19 protein-coding genes and 2 riboswitches are annotated in these 22826 nt (G+C 53.9%); of the genes, 5 read left to right on the top strand and 14 right to left on the bottom strand.

Annotated elements, in window-relative coordinates; genetic code table 11:
• Positions 1-194: 194 nt before the first annotated feature.
• Positions 195-311, top strand: a riboswitch (glycine riboswitch).
• A gap of 3 nt (positions 312-314) precedes the next feature.
• Positions 315-428, top strand: a riboswitch (glycine riboswitch).
• A 116-nt stretch (positions 429-544) separates the two neighbouring features.
• From gcvT to def, 4 genes are all read left to right on the top strand, one after another.
• A complete protein-coding gene (gene gcvT, locus WKI47_RS09415; RefSeq protein ID WP_340226885.1) occupies positions 545-1696 on the top strand; it encodes a glycine cleavage system aminomethyltransferase GcvT in 1152 nt (383 codons plus the stop codon).
• Entirely contained in the window at positions 1693-3048 is a 1356-nt protein-coding gene (gcvPA, locus tag WKI47_RS09410) for an aminomethyl-transferring glycine dehydrogenase subunit GcvPA (protein WP_340226884.1), read from the top strand. The genes gcvT and gcvPA overlap by 4 nt, the downstream gene beginning before the upstream one ends.
• The gene (gcvPB, locus tag WKI47_RS09405; protein WP_340226883.1) at positions 3045-4550 is read left to right on the top strand and encodes an aminomethyl-transferring glycine dehydrogenase subunit GcvPB; all 1506 of its coding nucleotides are present in this window, start codon (positions 3045-3047) and stop codon (positions 4548-4550) included. The genes gcvPA and gcvPB overlap by 4 nt, the downstream gene beginning before the upstream one ends.
• 129 nt (positions 4551-4679) lie before the next feature.
• Positions 4680-5273, top strand: a complete 594-nt coding sequence (def, locus tag WKI47_RS09400; protein ID WP_340226882.1) for a peptide deformylase — start codon at positions 4680-4682, stop codon at positions 5271-5273.
• A 773-nt stretch (positions 5274-6046) separates the two neighbouring features.
• On the opposite strand, the gene ptsP is transcribed toward def, so the two are convergent.
• The 12 genes from ptsP to WKI47_RS09340 form a co-directional block, all read right to left on the bottom strand.
• The gene (gene ptsP, locus WKI47_RS09395; RefSeq protein ID WP_340226881.1) at positions 6047-7759 is read right to left on the bottom strand and encodes a phosphoenolpyruvate--protein phosphotransferase; all 1713 of its coding nucleotides are present in this window, start codon (positions 7757-7759) and stop codon (positions 6047-6049) included.
• Complete coding sequence (locus WKI47_RS09390) at positions 7752-8027, bottom strand: HPr family phosphocarrier protein (protein WP_087796520.1); 276 nt, start codon at positions 8025-8027, stop codon at positions 7752-7754. Before WKI47_RS09390 ends, ptsP begins: the two co-directional genes overlap by 8 nt.
• 87 nt (positions 8028-8114) lie before the next feature.
• Positions 8115-9062: a glucose PTS transporter subunit IIA gene (locus WKI47_RS09385; RefSeq protein ID WP_340227498.1), complete on the bottom strand. Its 948-nt coding sequence runs from the start codon at positions 9060-9062 to the stop codon at positions 8115-8117.
• A 213-nt stretch (positions 9063-9275) separates the two neighbouring features.
• The gene (gene glcT / locus WKI47_RS09380; RefSeq protein ID WP_340226880.1) at positions 9276-10112 is read right to left on the bottom strand and encodes a glucose PTS transporter transcription antiterminator GlcT; all 837 of its coding nucleotides are present in this window, start codon (positions 10110-10112) and stop codon (positions 9276-9278) included.
• A gap of 116 nt (positions 10113-10228) precedes the next feature.
• A complete protein-coding gene (locus WKI47_RS09375; RefSeq protein WP_340226879.1) occupies positions 10229-11080 on the bottom strand; it encodes a YitT family protein in 852 nt (283 codons plus the stop codon).
• 240 nt (positions 11081-11320) lie between these two features.
• Positions 11321-12904 carry a flotillin family protein gene (locus WKI47_RS09370; protein ID WP_340226878.1) on the bottom strand — a complete coding sequence of 528 codons (1584 nt, stop codon included), beginning with the start codon at positions 12902-12904 and terminating at the stop codon, positions 11321-11323.
• A 1-nt stretch (position 12905) separates the two neighbouring features.
• On the bottom strand, positions 12906-13445 hold the full coding sequence (locus WKI47_RS09365; protein WP_340226877.1) for a protease: 540 nt from the start codon (positions 13443-13445) through the stop codon (positions 12906-12908).
• A gap of 211 nt (positions 13446-13656) precedes the next feature.
• Complete coding sequence (locus WKI47_RS09360; RefSeq protein ID WP_340226876.1) at positions 13657-14238, bottom strand: hypothetical protein; 582 nt, start codon at positions 14236-14238, stop codon at positions 13657-13659.
• A 192-nt stretch (positions 14239-14430) separates the two neighbouring features.
• Positions 14431-15594, bottom strand: coding sequence for an iron-containing alcohol dehydrogenase (locus tag WKI47_RS09355; RefSeq protein WP_340226875.1), 1164 nt, complete (start codon positions 15592-15594; stop codon positions 14431-14433).
• A gap of 159 nt (positions 15595-15753) precedes the next feature.
• On the bottom strand, positions 15754-17397 hold the full coding sequence (locus tag WKI47_RS09350) for a UDP-glucose--hexose-1-phosphate uridylyltransferase (protein ID WP_340226874.1): 1644 nt from the start codon (positions 17395-17397) through the stop codon (positions 15754-15756).
• 45 nt (positions 17398-17442) lie between these two features.
• Complete coding sequence (gene galE / locus WKI47_RS09345; protein WP_340226873.1) at positions 17443-18429, bottom strand: UDP-glucose 4-epimerase GalE; 987 nt, start codon at positions 18427-18429, stop codon at positions 17443-17445.
• Between the two features lie 69 nt (positions 18430-18498).
• Positions 18499-19671 (bottom strand): galactokinase, encoded by a 1173-nt coding sequence (locus tag WKI47_RS09340; RefSeq protein WP_340226872.1) that lies wholly within the window; start codon positions 19669-19671, stop codon positions 18499-18501.
• A 169-nt stretch (positions 19672-19840) separates the two neighbouring features.
• On the opposite strand from WKI47_RS09340, the gene WKI47_RS09335 reads away from it, so the two are divergent.
• Positions 19841-20722: an AraC family transcriptional regulator gene (locus WKI47_RS09335; RefSeq protein WP_340226871.1), complete on the top strand. Its 882-nt coding sequence runs from the start codon at positions 19841-19843 to the stop codon at positions 20720-20722.
• Positions 20723-20939: 217 nt separating this feature from the next.
• On the opposite strand, the gene mgrA is transcribed toward WKI47_RS09335, so the two are convergent.
• Both mgrA and WKI47_RS09325 read right to left on the bottom strand, forming a co-directional pair.
• Positions 20940-21944 (bottom strand): L-glyceraldehyde 3-phosphate reductase, encoded by a 1005-nt coding sequence (mgrA, locus tag WKI47_RS09330; protein WP_340226870.1) that lies wholly within the window; start codon positions 21942-21944, stop codon positions 20940-20942.
• A gap of 101 nt (positions 21945-22045) precedes the next feature.
• The gene (locus WKI47_RS09325) at positions 22046-22798 is read right to left on the bottom strand and encodes an NAD-dependent protein deacylase (RefSeq protein ID WP_340226869.1); all 753 of its coding nucleotides are present in this window, start codon (positions 22796-22798) and stop codon (positions 22046-22048) included.
• Between the last annotated feature and the right edge of the window lie 28 nt (positions 22799-22826).

The raw sequence follows: 22826 nt of genomic DNA, 5'->3' as shown, positions 1-22826 counted from the left end.
CTTTTAACTGTTCGGGAATTTTCCGCGCCTTTAGCTTAAAGCAGCCTATTTGGCGTGTCAATGTTCCTCACAATATTTTTCGTAAAATTCAAACTTTTGTTGACAACACACAGGCGCATCCCTTAATAATTAGGATAAAGCATTTGATCCGCATTTGGCAAAAAACGAACGTTGCACGATATTCGCATAGGCGAATGAAAGCATAGGGAGAGAGTACCGGACGCTTACGCGATCGCAGGTACCGCCGAAGGAGTAAGCCGGATACAATGGATCGCGGTGAATCTCTCAGGCAGAAGGACCTTTGCCGGACGCCACTCTGGAGAGCATCCGCGCGTGAATCAGGCCAATGCCTGACACGCTGGCGGATCACCCAAGGGGAAACCTGCTTCGGCGCGAAGCGGGGTAACTCTCAGGTATCAAGGACAGAGCCCTTACGATCAGACCCTTCTTCCCCATTTTGCGGGAAAGGGGTCGGTCTTTGGGCATCTGTCCTTTTTTGATGGCCGGAAACACCAAATTCGATTCACAAGGAGACTTTGAAACGATGACTTCTCTCAAGCGAACCCCACTCTACCCGCTGTATGCAGAAACCGGCGAGCCGCGCTGCATCGACTTTGGCGGTTGGGAGCTGCCTGTCCAGTTCTCTGGTATTCAAAAAGAACATGAAGCGGTGCGTGAGCGTGCAGGACTGTTCGACGTGTCGCATATGGGCGAATTTATGCTGAGTGGCGAAGGCGTGCGCGAATTCCTTTCGAGGCTGACGACAGGCGATATTGATTCTTTGGAAGTCGGTCAAGCACTTTACACCTTCATGTGCTACGAAAACGGCGGGGTTGTGGACGATCTGCTGGTGTACAAGATCCGCGAAGGGCATTATATGCTGGTCGTGAACGCCGGAAATATTGAAAAGGACGCGGCTTGGATACTCTCGCATAAGCCCGAGTCGGTCGATTTCCGCGACGTTTCCGAAGGGACCGCGCTGATCGCGCTGCAAGGCCCGGCCGCTTTGGAGATTCTCAAAAAAGTCTGCAACGAGCCGGCGCTCGACGAACTCAAGCCGTTCCATTTTATCGAAACCGACGTTTTTGAAGGCACGATGGCTTATATCTCGCGTACCGGCTATACCGGTGAGGACGGATTCGAGATTTATGCCGCTCCCGAATTCGCTTCGCGCATTTGGCGCGATCTGGTCGCGGCGGGCGAAGGATTCGGTCTGCTGCCTTGCGGTCTGGGCGCACGCGACACACTGCGCTTCGAAGCCAAGCTTCCGCTGTACGGCCAGGAATTGTCGGCAGATATCACACCGCTGGAAGCGGGGCTGGGTTATTTTGTGAAGCTCGGCAAAGACGACTTCATCGGACGCGAAGCGCTCGCTGCGCAAAAAGAAGCCGGCGTGCCGCGCAAGCTGGTTGGGCTGGAAATGATCGACCGCGGTATCGCGCGTTCGCACTATCCCGTATTCGCGGGAGAACGTCAGATCGGCGAGGTGACCACGGGAACCCAATCCCCGACGCTGAAACGCAATCTCGCCCTGGCGTTGATCGAAGCGGAATTCGCGCCGGTCGGCACGCAGGTCGAAGTCGAAATTCGCGGCAAGAAGCTGAAAGCCGAAGTGGTCAAAGCTCCTTTTTATAAAAACACGCCTGCCCATAAAGCTCTGATTCAACAATCCGAAAAGGGAGTGAACACGCTTTGAAAAAACACCGCTATATTCCGATGACGCAGCAGAACGAACGCGATATGCTCGCCGCCGTCGGCGCCGAAAGTATCGAGGACCTGTTTGTCGATATTCCGAAAAACGTCCGTTACGAAGGCACGCTGCCGATGTCGTCCGCGCTGGACGAAGCCGGGTTGCTGCGCCATATGACGCAGCTCGCGGGCAAAAACGCCGACAGCGACCGCTATGCCAGCTTCCTCGGCGCGGGGCTGTACGATCATCAGGTTCCGGTCGTGATCAACCATGTCATTTCGCGCTCGGAATTCTATACGGCGTACACGCCTTACCAACCGGAAGTCAGCCAAGGCGAGTTGCAGGCGATCTTTGAGTTCCAATCCTATATTTGCGAACTGACAGGCATGGAAGTCGCGAATGCCAGCATGTACGACGGCGCGACGGCAATGGCTGAAGCGGCTTCGCTCGCAAGCGCGGCGACCCGCCGCAAAAAGATCGTGATCGCTTCGACCGTGCATCCGGAAACGCGCGAAGTGGTACGCACTTACGCTTACGGCCTGGGGATCGAAGTCGTTGAAGCCGGATTCGATAATGGCGTAACGGACCTGGGCAAGCTGGAATCGTTGATCGACGGCGAAACAGCCGCTGTTCTGGTCCAATCTCCGAACTTCTTCGGCGCGGTGGAAAATGTTCGGGCAATCAGCGATCTCGTTCATGCGAAAAAAGGCTTGCTCGTCGTAGGGGCCAACCCGCTGTCGCTCGGTCTGCTTGAAGCTCCCGGCAAGCTCGGCGCGGATATTACGGTCGGCGACGCCCAGCCGCTCGGCATCTCCGGTTCGTTCGGCGGTCCGACTTGCGGATACTTCGCCGTATCCAAAGCGCTGATGCGCAAAATCCCCGGCCGGATCGTAGGTCAGACTACGGACAAAAACGGCAAACGCGGCTTCGTTTTGACGCTGCAAGCACGCGAACAACATATTCGTCGCGACAAAGCGACCTCGAATATCTGTTCCAACCAAGCGCTGCTCGCGCTGTCGGCTTCCGTATACCTTTCCATCATGGGACGTCAGGGTCTGATCGACGTATGCGACCTTAACTTGAAAAAGGCCCATTACGCAGCCAAGCAGTTGAGCGCTATCCAGGGTGTAGACCTTGCTTTCTCCTCGCCGTTTTTCAACGAGTTCGCACTGAAGCTTCCGGAAGGCACCGATGTGAACGCCCTGAACGAAAAGCTGCTGGAAGAAGGCTTCATCGGTGGGTACAATCTGTCCCGGGCATACCCGGACCTGGATTCCGTTATGCTGCTCGCCGTTACGGAAAAACGCTCGAAAGAAGACATCGACCGCTTCGCGGAAATTTTGGAGGGAAGTCTATGAACACCAGTCTCGATCTGACCACGCCACCCCTTATCGATGCCAAAGAAGATTGCGCGCTGATTTTTGAACTGAGCCAGCCTGGACGCGTCGCTTATTCGCTGCCGGAATGCGACGTACCGACAACCGAAGACGAAGTCTCCTCCTGGCTGCCTGACGGGTTCAAGCGCAGCGACGCTGCCGCTTTGCCGGAAGTGTCCGAAGTTGACGTCATCCGTCACTACACCGGCTTATCCCGTCGCAACTTCGGCGTGGACAACGGATTTTATCCGCTCGGCTCCTGTACGATGAAATACAATCCGAAAATCAACGAAGACGTGGCGCGTTATGCAGGCTTCGCCAAAATCCATCCGTACCAACCGGTATCGAGCGTTCAAGGCGCGCTTGAACTGATGTACACGCTCCAAAACGATTTGTCCGCGCTGACCGGCATGGATGCCGTAACGCTTCAACCGGCAGCAGGCGCGCACGGCGAATGGGCCGGTCTGATGATGATCCGCAGCTACCACGAAGCCCGCGGGGAAAAGCGCACCAAAGTCATCGTTCCCGACTCCTCGCACGGCACGAACCCGGCCAGCGCCACCGTAGCCGGATTCGAGACCGTGACGATTCCTTCGAACGCCAAAGGCATGGTCGATCTCGACTTGCTCCGAGCCGCCGTCGGCTCGGATACCGCCGCGCTGATGCTCACCAACCCAAGCACGCTGGGATTGTTCGAAGAACAAATCGTCGAAATCGCCGAGATCGTGCACGAAGCGGGCGGCCTGCTGTATTACGACGGCGCCAACTCCAACGCGATCATGGGGATCACGCGTCCGGGCGATATGGGCTTCGACGTCGTTCACCTGAATCTGCACAAAACGATGAGCACGCCGCATGGCGGCGGCGGTCCGGGCGCGGGTCCGGTCGGCGTCAAGTCGATTCTGATTCCTTATCTCCCCGCTCCGGTTATCGAGAAGCTGGAAAACGGGTCGTACGATTTCGCGGCGGCTTCGCCGGATTCGATCGGTCGCGTCAAAGCCTTTTACGGCAACTTCGGCATTCTCGTTCGCGCTTATACGTATATCCGTACGTACGGCCCGGACGGTCTGCGCCGCGTTTCCGAATGCGCCGTACTGAACGCGAACTATATGATGGCCCGTTTAAATGATTACTACGAAGTTCCGTTCGCCGGCCCGTGCAAGCACGAATTCGTTATGAGCGGCAGCGGCCTCAAAAAATACGGCGTGCGTACGCTGGACGTCGCGAAGCGATTGCTCGATTTCGGGTATCACCCGCCAACCATTTATTTCCCGCTCAACGTCGAAGAATGTATCATGATCGAACCGACCGAGACGGAAAGCAAAGAAACGCTCGACGGTTTTATCGACACCATGATCCGTATCGCCAAAGAAGCCGAAGAAGATCCGGAACTGCTGCTGAACGCGCCATATACGACGCCGGTAACCCGTCTGGATGAGACCAACGCCGCGCGTAAGCCGGTACTGAACTGCGCTTGCAGTTAAACCCTATAAGCCGCTTTTCCGGAAAATCCGGCAAAGTGGCTTTTCTTTTTGTTTCCCTCGCTTCATAATAGAAACAGGGCAATTTGTTTGCATATCCAAATTTTCAGGAAGTCGAGGGTTGTACCGATTATGTCACTCACAGATAAAGGTTACCGTATTCTTATGAAAGACGTCATCCGCGAAGGCGATCCGATCTTGAGACGTAAGGTTGAGGAAGTGAAATTCCCTTTGTCCGACGCCGATCGCAATGCCATGGATGCCATGATGCGCTATCTGCACGAAAGCCAAGACGATGAACTCGCCGAAAAGTACGGATTGCGTCCGGGCGTCGGCATTTCCGCCAACCAGGTAGGCGTAGACCGCCGAATGTTCGCAGTGCTGTTCACGGACGTCATGGAAGAAGAAAATCCGACGCTGTACGAATATAAGCTTTTCAATCCGAAAATCGTCAGCCATTCCGCCGCGATGACGTACCTGCCGGACGGCGAAGGCTGTTTGTCGGTCGATCGCCCGGTCGAAGGCATCGTGCCGCGCTATGAAAAGATCAAGCTCAAGGCTTATGACGAGAACGGAAAAGAGCTGCTGCTGAAACTCAAAGGCTATCCGGCGATCGTGATGCAGCATGAGCTGGATCACTTGAACGGCGTGATGTTCTACGACCATATTAACGAGAACGATCCGCAAGCGGAACCAAAAGGCGTGAATATTCAGAGCTTGTGGTAGTTTGATGGTTGAAGCCTTCCTGAAAAGGGAGGCTTCATTTTGTCGAGAAAGTCACGGTGGAGCGGGAAGCGGGAAAACTGCGAGAGAAATTCGTTCCAGACGCTGTCTCACTCGGAAAGATGGATTGCAATTTTGATAAGGAATATTTCCGAGTTCAAAGGCGTCTTTCACTGAATTTCTCTCTCCGTTTTCCCGCTTCCAGCTACGTTAGACTTTTTTGACACATCGAGCCTTCCTTCAGGGGAGGCTTTTTTTGTTTATAATGGGTGCGCTTACGAGTCATAAGTATCATTCATATACATAATATGGTCTAAGCAGCTCAGTCAATGAAGCACGATTGTCGGAATTACAGAATTGGCTTGACTACATTGCTTTTTTGACAAGGTAGAACCTTGTTTAAGCACGAATTTTGTTCTACACCTCCTAAAAAGCAATATAGAACAACCTTAAGTATCGGTTCTGTTAGATTAAAACTTCTACATTGCTAAATGGTCAATGTAGCCTATCAGAAGGAGAAAATTCGCACAGCTATATTGCCTTTTTGTCAGTGAAGCTGAGGAAAGCAACAAAAAAATCCGGTTCCCTTAAGGGAACCGGACGGACGCAGCTTCGGCGTGCCAAAATGCTCGGCGCACACGCCGGAGCGACAGAGATCGTACGAGTACCATGACCGTATACGATGTTCGAGTTGGGCGTTCACACGCAAAGCTCATATCGAACACAGTCAAAGTACGGGTCGAAACGGATCGTGCGAAATGCGTCTTACGTCTGAATCAGACTTGGATCGCTTCGACCAGAGCCACGACTTCTTCGGCTGTCGAACATTCCAGTGCCTTCGCTGCCAGCTCCTGCATGTCCGCGCGGGACAGTTTGGAGATTTGGCTGCGCGCCGGCAGAATGGATGTCGCGCTCATGCTGAATTCGTCGAGGCCCAGACCCAGCAGCAGCGGAATCGCGACGGAATCGCCGGCCATTTCGCCACACATACCGGCCCACTTGCCTTCTTTGTGTGCGGCTTTGATAACCATATCAACAAGGCGCAGGATCGAAGGGTTGTAAGGTTGGTACAGGTACGACACGCGTTCGTTCATGCGGTCGGCAGCCATGGTGTACTGGATCAGGTCATTGGTGCCAATACTGAAGAAGTCCACTTCTTTGGCGAATTGGTCAGCCAGTACGGCAGTCGAAGGAATTTCGACCATGATGCCGAGCTGGATGTTTTCCGCTACCGGAGTGCCTTCGTTCTTCAGGTTTTCGCGTTCTTCTTCAAGAAGCGCTTTGGCTTGGCGGAACTCGACCAGGGTCGCGATCATCGGGAACATGATGCGCAGATCGCCGTGGACGCTTGCTCTCAGCAAAGCTCTCAGCTGAGTGCGGAAGATATCTGTACGATCCAGGCACAGGCGCACCGCGCGGAAGCCCAGGAACGGGTTCATTTCTTTTGGCAGGTCGAGGTAAGGAAGCTCTTTGTCGCCGCCGATATCCAACGTGCGGACAACGACCGGTTTGCCTTCCATTTTCTCAAGTACCGTTTTGTAAGCATTGTATTGAACGTCTTCGGAAGGAAGCTTGTCGCGACCCATGTACAGGAACTCTGTCCGGTACAGGCCTACGCCTTCGCCGCCGTTGTCGAGAACGCCGGCTACGTCGTTAGGCGTGCCGATATTGGCAGCCAGTTCGACGTGAACGCCATCCGTTGTTACGGTCGGCTCTTCACGCAGCTTGCGCCATTCCGCACGCTGCTCGTCGTACTTCACTTGCTTCTCGCGGTACTCGGCAACGATTTCATCGCTTGGGTTCACGATGATGACGCCTTCGAGACCGTCAACGATCACAAGATCGCCCGGCTGTACTTGCTCCAGCACGTTCTTCGTTCCGACAACGGCCGGAATTTCGAGCGAGCGGGCCATGATCGCCGAGTGCGATGTGCGTCCGCCGATGTTCGTTGTGAAGCCTTTAACGTATTTACGGTTCAATTGAGCCGTATCCGAAGGCGTAAGGTCTTCTGCGATCACGATGACCTCTTCGCTGATTTCGGCAGGATTTTGCACGTTCAAGCCGAGCAAATGTCCCAGAATACGTTTCGTTACGTCTTTCATATCCGCTGCGCGTTCCTGAAGGTAAGCGCTCTTCATGTTTTCGAACATGGAGACGAATTGCTTGGACGTTTCGTTCAGCGCGTAATCGGCATTGACTTGATCGTTGACGATCATGTCTTTAACCGGACTGATCAGCTCGGGATCGTTCAGAATCAGCAGGTGCGATTCGAAGATCTCCGCTTTTTGCGCGCCGAGTTCTTTCAGCGTGTTTTCCTTGATGCGCTCCAGTTCAACCTGCGATTTCGCAAGCGCGTCGTCAAGCTTTGCGATTTCCGCTTCAGCGTTTTTGACCGTTTGCTGGGTTACGGTATAATCCGGATGCTCCAGGCGAAACGCTTTTGCAATAGCGATGCCGGCCGAAGCCGCGATTCCGGAAATATTAAGCATTGACTTCGCCCAGACCTTCTCCGACCATAACGTCTTCCAGAGCTTGAAGAGCGGCTGCTTCTTCTTCGCCTTGAGTGATCAGTGTCAGTGTCGATCCTTTTTCCAGACCCAGGGACAGAACGCCCAGGATGGATTTCAGCGTTACGCGTTTGCCGTTGGCTTCTGCGAACGACTCAGTCGATTTGAATTTGTTAGCCGTATTAACCAGCGCTGTTGCCGGGCGTGCGTGGATACCGTCTTCGTCTACGATTTTGAATGTTTTTTCCATGATTGAATTCCTCCAATGTGTATGTTTGTTGGTGAAACGTTCTTACTTAACTATAGCTGACTTGTATGCGCTTTGCACGTTTGCCTGCTACTTGAAGATTTGACTGCCTTTTGCCATGATCACAATGATCGATGGTTCACCAGCTCGGACCGTGCCTGGTTTGAGCAGCTGTACGGCGGCTTCCCTGGGAAGGTTCATGAAGACGACAGGCGTGATGATCGAAGCGGCATGCTGCTTCACATCTTCCAGATCGACTTCCAAGATCGGCTGCCCGGGGGCAACGCGATCTCCTTCCGCTACACATACATTAAACCCCTGACCCTTGAGTTTAACGGTATTGACGCCGATATGAACCAGAATTTCTATGCCGGCTTCCGACAAAATTCCAACGGCGTGCTTTCCCGGGAACACCGTGAGCACGGTTCCGCCAACCGGAGAAAGGATACGACCCGAGGACGGGAGTACCGCGAATCCGTCACCGATCATTCGGCGGGAGAAGAAGGAATCGGGCACGCTTGAGAGATCAAGCAGCTCGCCGTCGACCGGCGAGACGATCATTTCGCCTTCCGCCTGATCTGTGGGAATGACCTGCTGATGGGCAGTTTGTACGCTGAACGAGTCCTCGTTCAGCGCGCTATGTGCCACGATCGCTTGCATCTGCGACTTGATGGCGTCGGAGCGAGCCCCAAGCAAGACATGAACCTCATCATGGTCCATCTCCCAAACGCCGAGCGCTCCCAACTGCCTGAGACGCTCCTTATTCACCTGACCGTTCTCGGCGACCCGAACGCGAAGCCTTGTCGTGCATGCGTCCAGATTCAATACGTTATCCTGTCCGCCGAGCGCCGACAAAAGTTGTTTCGGCAGCTCGTCCGGTGCATTTGGTTTCTCCGATTGATCGGACGTTGACGCCTCACGCTTGCGGATGCCGGAACCGGCTTTTTTCAGAAGCTCAAGCAGCCTCGTAAACATAGGGGCAACTTCCTCTATATTTATTCTTCCAACGACATTTAAGCGAAAGCGCAAAAAAGGCATGAACAGTACGGGAAACAGAAGTAAATATCCAGCATAAAACAGCCATGCAAAATGCACAGTCTGATCCCTGCTTGTATTTTCTTCGTTCCCGTATCGATTCATGCCTGATCGTATCAGTAACACATCGCTACAAAGATCGTTTTCAGTTCGCTTACGTTGGTCATTATAGCACTCACCAAAATAGCTGACAAGCCCTTTCACGAACAAACTGTTTTAGAGATTGTCTTTTTCCGCAAGACGCTGCAAATGTACCGTCAGATAACTGGATTCCGCTTTGTAAACCGGGAGCCCTAGCCGTTTTTCCATCACTTTGGTCAATTTCCAAGCAAGCGAATACATTTCCGGATATTCCCTTCCGAGCAACTCGGCCAAACGATCGGTCGAACGAACCTCTTCCCCGCGGCAAACCCGTTCAATCGCAAAACGAAGATGGGTCAACAAACGCGAGTAATCAAGACTGCTTCGGTTCAGGCCACCGTCCAGATTCTCTTCGATCAGATCGACCAGGTCCGCAATCAGTTCGGAATGCCCGCGCACCTCGGTAATCGGACGGTTGGTAATCGCACTGTGAATATGCAACGCGACGAAACCGACCTCATCCGGCCCAAGTGCGACACCCAGGCGCTCTTCAATCAAATTGACGACATATTGCGCTAATTCGTACTCTTCGGGGTAAATCTCCTTGGTTTCGTACAGAAAAGGATTTTGGAACGTGATTCCCTTTTCGGTACGCTTGAGCGCAAAAGCAATATGATCAGTCAAGGCGACATGGATATGCTCGTTCAGCGGCGAAGCAATCCGTGTGCCAATGGTCTGAATCGCTTCGTTCATGACTTCAATCAGGTTCTCATCGACTTGTGGAAGCAGCTGCTTGTACTGTTCCTGCTCACGGCGGCTGCGCAAAATAAACATCTTTTCCGCCGCTTCGGATTCGATCGAGTCCTTCTCCGAGCGCCCAAAACCGATTCCTTTCCCGATAACGACCACTTCACCGTAATGCGGATCGTCCGCAATAATGACATTGTTGTTCAAGACTTTGGACACCAGCATCCGCTTGCTTCCGCTCCTCTTCGTTACCGCTCATTATGACGAATAGATTACCAAAAAAACGCCCAAAATTCAACTTTGCGTCACGCTTACGCGTTTCGTGCAGGCTTGCGGCGAGACTATTTTGAGATATCGACAAACCCTTCGCCAAATACGTCGCGTACATCGTGAATCGTAACGAAAGCATCTTTATCCGCACTCTTTACGATCTTTTTCAACTGGGAGACTTCCTGCTTGCTAATCACGATGTACAAAACCTCTTTAGCCTCTTTGGTATAAAAGCCGTGTCCGGACAATACCGTTACGCCGCGATCCATCGCCGTATTGACCTGCTCGGCGATCGTATGCTGATGCTTGGAGATGATCATAACCGCCTTTTTCGGATTCAAGCCTTCGACGATAAAGTCCATCACCTTGGTTCCGACGTAAAGCAGCACAATCGTAAACATAAAGTTCTCTACTTCGATTACCATCAGCGAAGCCACGGCGACGATCACGTCGAAGAACAGTAACCCGTAGCTGATATTCCAGTCCAGGTATTTGTTCGCCAAACGGGCCAAAATAACCGTTCCTGCTGTTGTACCGCCAACGCGCACGATCATCCCGATTCCGACACCCGCAAAAATACCGGCAAAGATCGCGTTAACCGTTTTTTCCGTCGAAGCGATATCCCAGCCTTCCGTCAAATGCAGGAATAGCGAATTAAACGCAACCGCCAAAATTGTATAAATAATCGTCTTCTTATCCAGGAAACGATACCCGATGATCAACAAAAATCCATTGATAATCAGGTTGACGAGCCCGGGCGACCAACCCAGCCAATAGTACAAAATAATCGTGACACCCGTTACCCCGCCTTCGCCGAAGTCGTTGGGGATAACAAACAGATTGACCGCCAGCGCAAAAATAAAGGCGCCAAGCGCGATAAACGCGACATCGGTAATCGTTTTGGTTACTGCTTTTCTTTTCATAGGTTTATTCCCGTCCTTTTCCCGCATTTCGCCGGCGATAACGCCTGTCTGCATAACCGCCGGGCCCTACGCAATCCCCTCATTCTATCCCATGAAAAAAAGGACCGTCAACCCGCATTTTCTCTAAGGAAATACGGGATTCGGCCCTGCTTGCATACTTATTCGAAAACGGTGTAAAACCTATTCATGTGCGACTCAAATCCGCTCACTTGGACCGAGCCATTCGATCAAGATTCAGGGTTACTCTGTTTTCTCGTCCGCAGGACGTTCCGCTAAGGCAATCGCCTCGGATCTCGCTGCTTTTTCCGCTGCCAGCTTCGCGCCGACTTGCGCTTCGGTCGGTGCTTTTGCTTTGTTTCCTCCGGTTAGGTTCTGAATCATCTGCTCCAGATCCAGCCCCGATACGCTTTTCAGCATTTCGGGCGCGGTCGCCATAAGTTCGGTCACGTAACTGCTCACGCGTGCAGCGCCACCGCCTTCGCCGCGTCCGGTATCGACGACCGTAATCTTATCGACCGCCGCGATCGGCTCGGCGATTTTGCCCGCCAATTCCGGCAGCATGTTGACGATAACGTCCAGAATAGCCGCTTCTCCGTAATGTTTGAACGCTTCGGCCAATTTTTCTTTGGCTTCCGCTTCGGCAAGGCCTCGCAGACGGATAACTTCCGCTTCCGCCGTACCTTTGGCAAGCTCGGCGTCGGCGGAGGCAATACCGTCCAGACGTTTCTGCTCGGCGGATGCTTTGGCCTGTGTTTCGATCGAATATTGGTGCGCATCGGCTTCGCGCATCCGGCGGGCTTTATCCGCTTCCGCCGCGACTTCGACGGCATACCGATCCGCGTCGGCTTTTTTCTTGACTTCGGCATCGTATTGCTTTTGACGAACCAGAATTTCTTTTTCCTGCAAGTCGATCTCACGGTCTTTACGTACAAGTTCGACGCGCATTTGTTCTTCGACGGCCGTCTGCTTGGCACGCGCTTCCTGAATCAGATAAGCTTGGTCGGCGTCGGCTTTGGCCGTATCCTGATCGCGTTTGAACGCCGCAATCTTCAGTTCTTTTTCTTTTTGTCCTTCGGCAATGTTCGTATCGCGGATCAACTCGGCCTTCTGGCCTTCTTCTTCGGCGCGGGCTTTCTGAATCCGCGAATCCCGGAGCGCTTCGGCTTCGGCGATCTCGGCGTCACGCTTTACTGCGGCGATTCGCGGTTTACCCAGCGATTCCAGGTAACCGTGCTTGTCGCGAACGTCTTTGATCGTAAAGGAAACGATTTGCAGACCCATCTTTTTCAAATCGCGGGCTGCGACGCTTTGTACTTCTTGAGCAAAACGGTCACGGTTGCGATACATCTCTTCGACGGTCATAGAACCGAGGATAGACCGCAAATGACCTTCCAACACTTCCTGAGCTTCCGACTTGAGCGATTCGATCGGCTTGCCCATGTACTGCTCGGCAGCCGTCGCCACATCTTCCGTCGAGCTACCGATCTTGATGATCGCCACGCCATCAGCCAGAACGGGAACGCCTTGCTCTGTATAGACTTCGGGAGTCGTCACGTCAAGCTTATGCGACAACAGCGACAAGTATTCGGCCTTTTGGAAAATCGGGAGAATAAAGGCACCTCCGCCGCGCACGATCTTGATCTTGCGTCCGGCTTCGTCATCGGCGATATTTTTCGTGCCGAGGAACGAACCGGTCACCACCATCGCCTCATCCGTGCTAACCGTCTTGTAACGGGCCCAAAACGCCAACCCCAGTACGAGCAGCACGGCCACGACGATACCCGGAATCAATAGATAATCCGGAATCTGATCGAAAAAGTTCATTTTACTCCAACCCCTTTTCTGTTTTTTCGAGTTCGCTTACGCCCAACGTCCCGTCTTCGATATCAATGACAACTACTCTGACTCCCGCTGGAATCCAGTCTCCGTCGAAGCTGAAAGCCGTGTGCAGCGTATTGCCTGAGCCGCCCATGCTGACCATAACCTCGCCGTAGCCTTTTTGCGGAACCGGCACGGTAACTTCGCCGATTCGCCCTGTCAGATCGTTCATCGAGTAGCCGACCGAATTCTCGCTGCCCCGCATCGGCTTCACATAACCGAAGTACAGCAGCAGACCCGATAGCAGCGCGCACAGCACCGAAGCCGATACGCTCCACACCGGCGGCAAGCCTGCATAACGCTCGATCAAAATGCCGGCTCCGCCAAATACGGTTACCATTCCGGCAAGCACGACAGGCTGCAGAAACTCGAACGACAACGCGTCGAACACGCCGCCCAGCGCGTCGCCGATCCAATCCCCGAACACGACGCTGATTAACGCAAACAGGACTCCGCCCACTAAGCAACCTAAATAGAGCGCTTCCATAGTCGCATCATTCCTCCACTCCTTGAAGGTTTCCCATCCCGTTTCGACATTCGGCGGCTTTTCCGTTACGCAATAGCCCTTGTTTTATGTACGGGCTTGTTGCATGAGGCTTTATCAAACTGAAGCGCCGCCGCAAGTCGAAACGTTATCGATGAGTATATGATTACATACGGTTGATTGCCAATTCGGTTTCATTTTTCTCTGAATTCGTTTAATTTTCCTGCGAAGTAGATACTTGAGCTAAAATTCCCAATAATTCCTCTTCTTCAAATCCCGAGTCTGTGCTTGCTTGAAGGGTATAGGTTACGTCATTCGGCCTAGCTATAGCGTAAACCCTTTTATTTTCCAACCGAGCGACTTGAATCCGGGTTCCTTCTACAGAACGGGATTCCGAATCTTGGAGGGTTGCAGGTTGGTCGCTTAACGTCAACATAAGCGCCTGGCTACCTTCGTACGGTCCGTACAGCAGATTTTCAGCCGAAAGAGTCTCCTGTTCGGCATCTTTCAGCGAACCTTTATCTTTCGAGTAAACGAGTACGACACTGTCTTTGTTCGCTTGCGTAGACTCGGTATCTTGAAGTTCTTCCGGCACGGAAAATGCTGGGTCTGTATAAGCGAGACTGAGTTCCAAACCTTCGATATTCGGAATGCCGGCATCCGGATAAACCTGTTGCACTTCGCGTTCTGCGTCAGCCAATCCAGCGTTTTCGGACGGAGTCGACGAACAAGCCGCGAGCGACCCGGCAAGAAGTAAAGAAACCAGAATCTGTGGCGTCTTATTAAGTATTTTCATAATCAACCATCCCCTCTCTTATCTAACAAACGCGGAAAGCAAACAGTTAGTTACGAAAATGTTTCGAGGGGGGAGCGAGCAGGCGCTGCTGGAGGTGGAGGTAAAAAAGAAAAATCAAAACACGACCCCTGCATCAATGCCGGGGTCGTGTTTATTGTTAGACAGATGAAGATATGAGATTTGAGTTACAACTTATAGCGAAGCTTGATAGATGGCTACGACGTCTTCGCGTTGCAGCTTGTTGAAGTTGCCGAAAGGTCCGAATTTCATGGCTTTATCGGCCATTTCTTCGATACGGCTGTTGTCGATCTCGTAATCGGCCAGCGTGCTTGGGGCGCCGATGGAGTTCCAGAACGCGCGCAGCGCTTCGATGCCTTCGAGGCCGACTTCTTCGGCGGATTTGCCTGTGGCGTCGATGCCGAAGACGTTGACGGCAAGCTTTTTGAAGCGCTCGGGATCGACGCTCAGGCTGTGCTTCATCCAGTTCGGGAACAGGATCGCGAGACCGCCGCCGTGCGGGATATCGTAAACGGCCGATACGGCGTGCTCGACGTTATGGGTCGCCCAGTCGCCGGTGCTGCCCATGCTCAGAACGCCGTTCAACGCCATCGTGCCGCTGTACATGATCGTTTCGCGCAGTTCGAAGTTTTCCAGATCATCGATCAGTTTCGGACCGGCTTCGATCACGGCACGCAGCACGGATTCACAGAAGCCGTCTTGGACGGGTGTATTGCTTTCGAGGTGGAAATACGTTTCCAATACGTGCGACATCATATCGACGATGCCGTATACGGTTTGATCTTTCGGCAAGGAATACGTGAACTCCGGATCGAGGATCGAGAAGGTCGGGAACGAATACGCGCTGCCCCAGCCCAGTTTCTCCATTGTTTGTTCATTCGTGATAACGGAACCGCTGTTCATTTCCGAACCGGTTGCGGCCATGGTCAGAACTACGCCTAGCGGCAGGCCGTCTTTGGCTACGGCTTTGCGCTCCGCGAAGTCCCACATATCGCCGTCGTATTTCGCGCCGACCGCAATGGCTTTAGCGCAGTCGATAACGCTGCCGCCGCCGACCGCGAGAATCAGATCGATCTTTTCGTTTTTGCACAAGTCGACGCCTTTGTGTACCGTCGACAAGCGGGGATTCGGTTCGACGCCGGCCAGTTCGACCACGTTCGAGCCGAGTTCTTGGAGCAGGGAAGTCACGCTATCGTACAAACCGGAGCGCTTGATGCTGCCTCCGCCGTAGACGAGCAGGATGTTTTTTCCGTATTGCGGTACCAGCGTTTTGAGCTGCTCCAATTGGCCTTTGCCGAAAATCAGGCGTGTCGGATTATAGAAAGCGAAAGATTTCATGTGAATGTGTTACCCCTTCCTTTTCATAAGTTCGTATTCATTATATACCGGATTGGTCGGAAAACAAAAAAAGGCTGCCGCGATCCGAACGGATACGGCAGTCTTCGCAAGCTTCGGTTGTTTTCTATCGTTGTTTAACAGCGAGCAATCTCCCTGCTTTTACGCGTCTTGTCGATTCCAACCTAGACTGCTCACATAACGGAAGAAAGCTTCACGGCCTTCGGCGTCTGTTTTGTACACGCCCGCATGGCCCAGAATCTCCGTGAATTTAGCGCCGACTTCAAGCTCGATCAGCCCTTTCGCCGCTTCCGGCGCCAGATTACAACCGTGCGCCGCGATCAGCTCGTTTACCCACGGCAGATGCTGCGACAGCACATGGGAAGTATCGCTTTCGGCAGCAGCCAACAACGCGGCGTCCCCGCTCAGTACACGCCCGATTTGCTCCAATTCGTCTTTGAGTCGTCCCGGCAGGATCGCCAGACCCATCACTTCGATCAATCCGATATTTTCCTTTTTGATATGGTGCATTTCGCGGTGCGGGTGGAAAATGCCTTCCGGATGCGTAGCGTCGGTACGGTTGTTGCGCAGCACCAGATCCAGTTCGTACGCGCCTTCGCGGCGGCGGACGATCGGCGTCACCGTGTTATGGCGCACCTTCTCCCCGTCTTTTTCGCTGGATGCACGCACGCCTACGCTTTCGTCGCTGTACGTTTTCCACGTCTCGTAAATCTCGTTCGCCGCTTCCAGCAACTCTCCCTGATCGCCGCCCGTCAACCGGATGACCGACATCGGCCAGCGGACGACAGACAGTTTCACCGAAGGATATTGATCCTGCGCGAACACGGCTTCCGTCGGCGCCTTTTCGATCGCGAACGTGTGCTTGCCGCCCTGGAAGTGATCGTGCGTCAGGATCGAACCGCCCACGATCGGCAGATCGGCGTTCGAACCGAGGAAATAATGCGGGAAACGGTCCGTGAATTGCAGCAAACGGCGCAGCGTATCTTTGGTCAGCTTCATCGGAACATGGTCGCGGTGCAGCACGATACAGTGTTCGTTGTAGTAGACGTAAGGCGAATACTGGAACAGCCACGGCTCGTCGTTCAGCTCCAGCGGAATGACGCGAAGGTTCTGACGGGCCGGGTGATTGATGCGTCCGGCATACCCTACGTTTTCGCGGCAAAGCTGGCATTTCGGGTACAAAGGAGGCGGAAGCAGCTTGGCCTGCGCAATCTCTTCCGACGTTTTTTCCGGCTTGGACAGATTGATCGTGATTTCGATGTCGCCGAACTCCGAACCGTGCGTCCAGTACAGGTTTTTCGCTACGCGATCCATACGGATATAGTTCGAATCGATACACCATTTGTAAAAACGGTCCGTCGCCGCCGTGATTCCGCCCGCTTGCTCAGCTTGAAGGAAATCGCGCGTCACTTCGGACGGACGGGCAAGCAGCAGACCCATCAGTTTGGCGTCGAGCAAGTCGCGCTGCGTATCGGTGTTTTCCGGGATCATGCCTGTCTGCGCCGCGTAGTCGATCAGCGTATCAAGCATCGGCTGCGGGCCTTCCGGCAACGGCTCGGCCAGCGCGTCAATCCCGGCTTCGGCAGAGTTCGGATCGGCTCCGTAAGGCTCGTCGAATCCGAACTGCTCCAGCAGACGGTTGCGTCCGTAGTCGCCGTCAGCTTCCTCCAACAATTTTTCCCGCAGCGCAAAAGCCGTCAACCGCTCGATCGCTCTTAACGCTTCGATCTTCGTCACTTCCCCCGTCGAACCCTGCTGCACTTGCTGTTTCAACTTTTCGCTCATGGATACTGCCCCCGTTATCGTTTTTTGAAGCGGATTAGCCGTGGATTAGTCGTTGTAACCGTCCGGACGCGATTGATGCCAGTTCCAGGCGCTCGCGATGATCGTTTCGATATTTTCGCGCGCCGGCGTCCAGCCCAGCACTTCGCGCGCTTTTTGCGAAGAAGCGATCAGGATCGCCGGGTCGCCCGCGCGGCGAGGTTCCGTTTTGACCGGGATTTCTTGGCCTGTCACTTTGCGCGCCGTTTCGATAATCTCGCGTACCGAGAAACCGCTGCCGCTGCCGAGGTTGAACACGTCGCTTTTGCCGTCGTTTTTCAGATAGTCGATCGCCCGCAGATGCGCGTCCGCCAGGTCGCTGACATGCAGGTAGTCGCGAATGCACGTGCCGTCTTCCGTCGGGTAGTCTTCGCCGAAAACGGAGATGTGCGAACGCTGTCCCAGCGCCGTTTGCAGCACGATCGGAATCAGATGCGTTTCCGGACGGTGGTCTTCGCCGATCTTGCCGCTTTCGTGCGCGCCCGCCGCGTTGAAGTAGCGCAGAGCGACGTAGCGGACGTTCAGCACGCGGTCGTACCAGCGGATCATGCGTTCCATCATCAGCTTCGTTTCGCCGTATACGTTGGTCGGTTCGGTGCGGTCGGTTTCTTCGATCGGCGTTTTTTCCGGTTCGCCGTAAGTCGCTGCCGTCGAGGAGAAAACGATTCGGCGCACGCCCGCTTCGTTCATCGCTTCCAGCAGGCACAGCGTGCCGTACATGTTGTTGTCGTAGTATTTGCCCGGGTTTTGCATGCTTTCGCCGACCAGGGAGTTCGCCGCGAAGTGAATGACGCCTTCGATTTCATTTTCCGCAAAAAGTTTCTTCAGCAGTTCTTTGTCGCGCAGATCGCCTTCGTACAGTTTGCCGCCCAACAACGCTTCTTTATGCCCCGTTTGCAGGCTGTCGATCACGACCACTTCTTCCCCGCGTTCGAGCAAAGCCGCCACCGTATGGGACCCGATATATCCTGCGCCGCCTGTTACCAAAATCGCCATTATGTTTTCCTCCTTGGGATCGGGACGAAAGTTCGTCCTTTATAGGTTTGAATATTATGCTTGAAAAAGTCAGTTACCGAGCCGTTCCACGCCTTCGCCGACGCCGCAGACGTAGAAGTCGCCTGTGAGTCCGGTACGCGTCTCATAGTTCTCGCCGACTTCGCGGACGAAACGCTCCACGTCGTCTTCATGCACCAGCGATACCGCGCAGCCGCCGAAGCCTGCTCCGGTCATGCGCGCGCCGAGCGTACCCGGAATTTTGCGCGCTTCTTCGACCATGATATCCAGTTCGTCGCAGCTCACTTCGTACAGATCGCGCAGCGAGTCGTGGGACAGGTTCATCAGGCGGCCGAATTCTTTCAGATCGTTCGCCGTCAACGCTTCGACCGAAGCCAGCACGCGCGCGTTTTCTTCGATGACGTGCTGCGCGCGGTTGCGCACCGTCTCGTCGGTCAGCGCCGACTTGAAATCTTCGAACTGCGAAGGCCTCAGCTCGGCGAGGTAGCTCAAGTCCGCTTTGCAGCTTCTCAAGCGTTCCAGCGCTGCCGTACACTGCTCGCGGCGCTCGTTATACTTGGAATCTACCAGGCCGCGGCGCTTATTCGTGTTGCCGATCACCAGTTTGTAGCTGCCTGTTTGAAAAGGAACGTGCTTGTATTCCAGCGTATCGCACATGAGCAGGATCGCGTGGTCTTTTTTGCCGTTCGCCACCGCGAATTGATCCATGATGCCGCAGTTGACGCCGACGAAGTTGTTTTCCGCGGCTTGCGACAGCAAGGCGATCTGCACCGTGTCGCGGTCGTAACCGCCCATCGCCAGCAGGCCGTAGCCCGTCACCACTTCGATCGACGCGGAGGAAGACAAGCCGGCCCCGTTCGGGATCTCGCCGTGGTAAAACAGGTCGTAACCTGTAGATACCGGGAAGCCTCGTTCGGCCAGTTCAACCATCACGCCGACCGGGTAGTCCGTCCATTGTCCGGTTTTGTTCAATCCGATCTCGTCGACCTTGATTTCCGCTTCTTCCGGCATGTTGGTGGAAGCCAGCCTGATCACGCCGTCTGCGCGTTCGCGGATGACCAATGTCGTGCCGAACTCCAGCGCTGCCGGCAGCACGTATCCGCCGTTGTAGTCGATATGCTCACCGATCAAATTTACGCGTCCGGGCGCATGGAACACACTCGGTTCGATCGTGGACTCACCGAATTTTTGTATAAACATTTGCTTGATCTGCCTTGCGTCCATTCTGGAATCACCTCGTGGTTGTTTTGTTTACCTTGTGCCCTCAGTATAAAAGATAGCGTTCTTTTTGATAATGCACCGATGTGCGGACTGCATAGACTTATGTGACTTTCATTTTCAAGAAGAGTATACTGGAGAAAAAGGCTGCGCAAGCCGGAAAAGAAGGTTCACCATGAACGATGCCGCAAGCGAATTTTCCTACTCGGTCGCTCCGAATCCGGTTTACGACGACAAAGGCAAACTATACGTGCTGTTCGCGGGCGAAAGCCAAACCCTCCCTGAACACAAGATCGGCCCCAAAATCTACGACTACTTCCTGCTGCATATCATCGAATCGGGTCGCGGCTTATTCGTGCACGAAGGACAACGATACGAGTTGGAAGCAGGCGACGCCTTCCTGATCCGGCCCGGAAGGCTGGTCAGCTACCTATCGGATAAAAAGAAGCCTTGGCGTTACCGCTGGATCGCTTTCGCGGGTCCTCTGGCCGAAGATCTTGTGCATACCGCCGGATTAACCTCGCAGCATCCTGTTTTTCGTCCGTCTACCGAATCGAATATCCCGCGCTTGTTGACCGAGACGCTGGACGTATTCCGCTCCCGACGTGCAGGCGCGCATTTTGCTTCGCTCGGCAATCTGTATCTGATTTTGGCAGCCGCCGAGGATGTCGTGCGCGGAGACTCTGCTTTGCCTGCCGCGGATACGGCCGGGAGCCTTGCGGTCAAGCAGATGATCCGCTATATGACCGATCAATACGCGCATCCCGTTTCTATTGAAGATATGTGCCAGGGTTTGGGATACAATCGGGCCTATCTTGCGCGTCTTTTTAAAAAGGAAACAGGCGTTGCGCCGGTGACGTATCTGCTGCGGCTGCGAATCGACAAAGCACGCGGTTTGCTGCGCGAACGCCCGGACTTGTCGGTACAGCAGATCGCGTCGTCCGTCGGTCTGACCGATCCGCTGTACTTTTCCAGGCAGTTCCAGCGTTTGCACGGGCAGTCGCCTACGGCTTACCGGGAATCGGTGCTCAAGCGGAAAAGTCCGCCCAACGCTTAACCCTACAAAATCCTTGCCTAACGATGACATTATCCCAAAAGCGAACGAACGAAGCAAAAAGCCGTATTCGGCACAAAAGTCCCGCGTTTTTGCCATCCCAAGGATGCTGGGCGAAAACGCGGGACTTTTAGTCGGAAACGGCTGCTCAGAAACTTGATAAAAGGTTCAGGGTGTATACGCCAAAGCAGCGAGATGCCTTTTTGTTTTCAAACGTCTTTTATTGCTCGCTTTCGGTTTTCAAAATTTTCTCGATCCGCTCAAGTTCTTCGGCAGAGAACTCCAGTTGCTTCAACGTCTCGATATTTTCTTCGATCTGCGAAACCCGGCTTGCACCGATCAGCACGGAAGTCACGCGTTCGCCGCGCAGTACCCAGGCCAGCGCAAACTGCGCCAGGCTTTGACCGCGCGCTACAGCCATCTGGTTCAGCGCACGCACTTTACGCATCGCCTCCGGCGTAATTTGGTTCTGGTTCAGGAACGGCGAAGCGCTCGCCGCTCGGGAATCTTCCGGAACGCCGTTCAGGTATTTGTTGGTCAACAGTCCCTGCGCCAACGGACTGAACGCAATGCTGCCTGCTCCGCTCTCGTCTAATACGTCTTGAAGACCGTGCTCGATCCAGCGGTTCATCATCGAATAGCTCGGCTGATGGATCGTCAGCGGCGTGCCGAGATCTTTGAGAATAGCAACAGCTTCGCGGGTCTGCTCGGCCGAATAGTTGGATACGCCTATGTACAGCGCTTTGCCGGAACGGACGATATGGTCGAGCGCCCGCATCGTTTCTTCAAGCGGCGTATCCGGGTCCGGGCGGTGGTGATAGAAAATATCCACATAATCCAAACCAAGCCGCTTGAGGCTTTGATCCAGACTGGATACGAGATATTTGCGCGAACCCCACTCGCCGTACGGGCCGGGCCACATGTAATAGCCTGCTTTCGTGGACACGACCAATTCATCGCGGTACGCTTTGAGGTCGGTCGCCAGTAAACGTCCGAACATCTCTTCCGCCGATCCCGCAGGAGGTCCGTAGTTGTTCGCCAAATCGAAATGCGTAATGCCCAGGTCGAAGGCACGATGCACGATGCTTCGGCCGTTTTCGTAAGCGTCAACGCCGCCGAAGTTATGCCATAATCCGAGCGAAATCGCCGGAAGCTTGAGTCCCGACCGACCGCTGCGGTTATATTTCATTTGGTCATAGCGTTCCCCGCTTGCCTTGTATTCCATCGCTTTTCTCCACCCTTTCGTTTCGAAACTTGCTCCCATCCATCTTAGCGCTGAGGTTGTCGATTGGCAAGAAAACGATTACATCTTTTTTTCAACTTTCGTTACAAATATCCAAGCAAGTGTCGGACACGCTCGGCCACAGCTCCCATCGATTCCGTAACAAGCAGGTCGGCATGGCTGTCATACGGGGTAGGCGTGCGATTGAGCAAAGCCAGATGTCCGCCTGTGAACATCCCGACCAGGCTGGCCGCCGGTTGAACCGTTAACGATGTGCCACCGACAATCATCAGATCCGCTTCTTCGATCGCTTGCACGGAGGCTTCCAGCACGGCCGAATCGAGCATTTCTCCATACAACACGACATCCGGTTTAAGCAATCCCCCGCACTTCGGACATACCGGAATCGCCGCGTCGCCCATCACCGCATCGAGATCGTAAGCAGCTCCGCAGGAGGTACAGGTATTCCGAAGTACAGAGCCGTGGACTTCGAGCACTCTGCGACTGCCCGCCTTCTGATGCAAACCATCTATGTTTTGTGTAATCACCGCGTTCAGCTTGCCGCTGTTTTCCAGGTCGGCCAACAGTCGGTGCATGTGATTCGGCTCCGCCTGCGGATAGACCATACGGCTGCGATAGAAACGATAGAACATCTCGGTCTCCCCGTAAAAAAATTCCCTGCTCAACATATCTTCCGGCGAATACGGGAATTCACTTTGGCCGCTATCGTACAAACCTCCGGCTGAACGAAAATCGGGAATCCCGCTTTCGGTCGATGTGCCCGCTCCTCCGAAGAAGACAATCTTTTGGGCCTGACGTATCCACTCTGCCAGTATTTCCGCGCTATCTGTTGTCATCGAATTCGCCTCCTCCGCATGATGACCC

The organism is Saccharibacillus sacchari (assembly GCF_037722395.1).
Classification (GTDB): Bacteria; Bacillota; Bacilli; order Paenibacillales; family Paenibacillaceae; genus Saccharibacillus; species Saccharibacillus sacchari_A.
This window is presented reverse-complemented; position numbering and strand designations above follow the sequence as displayed.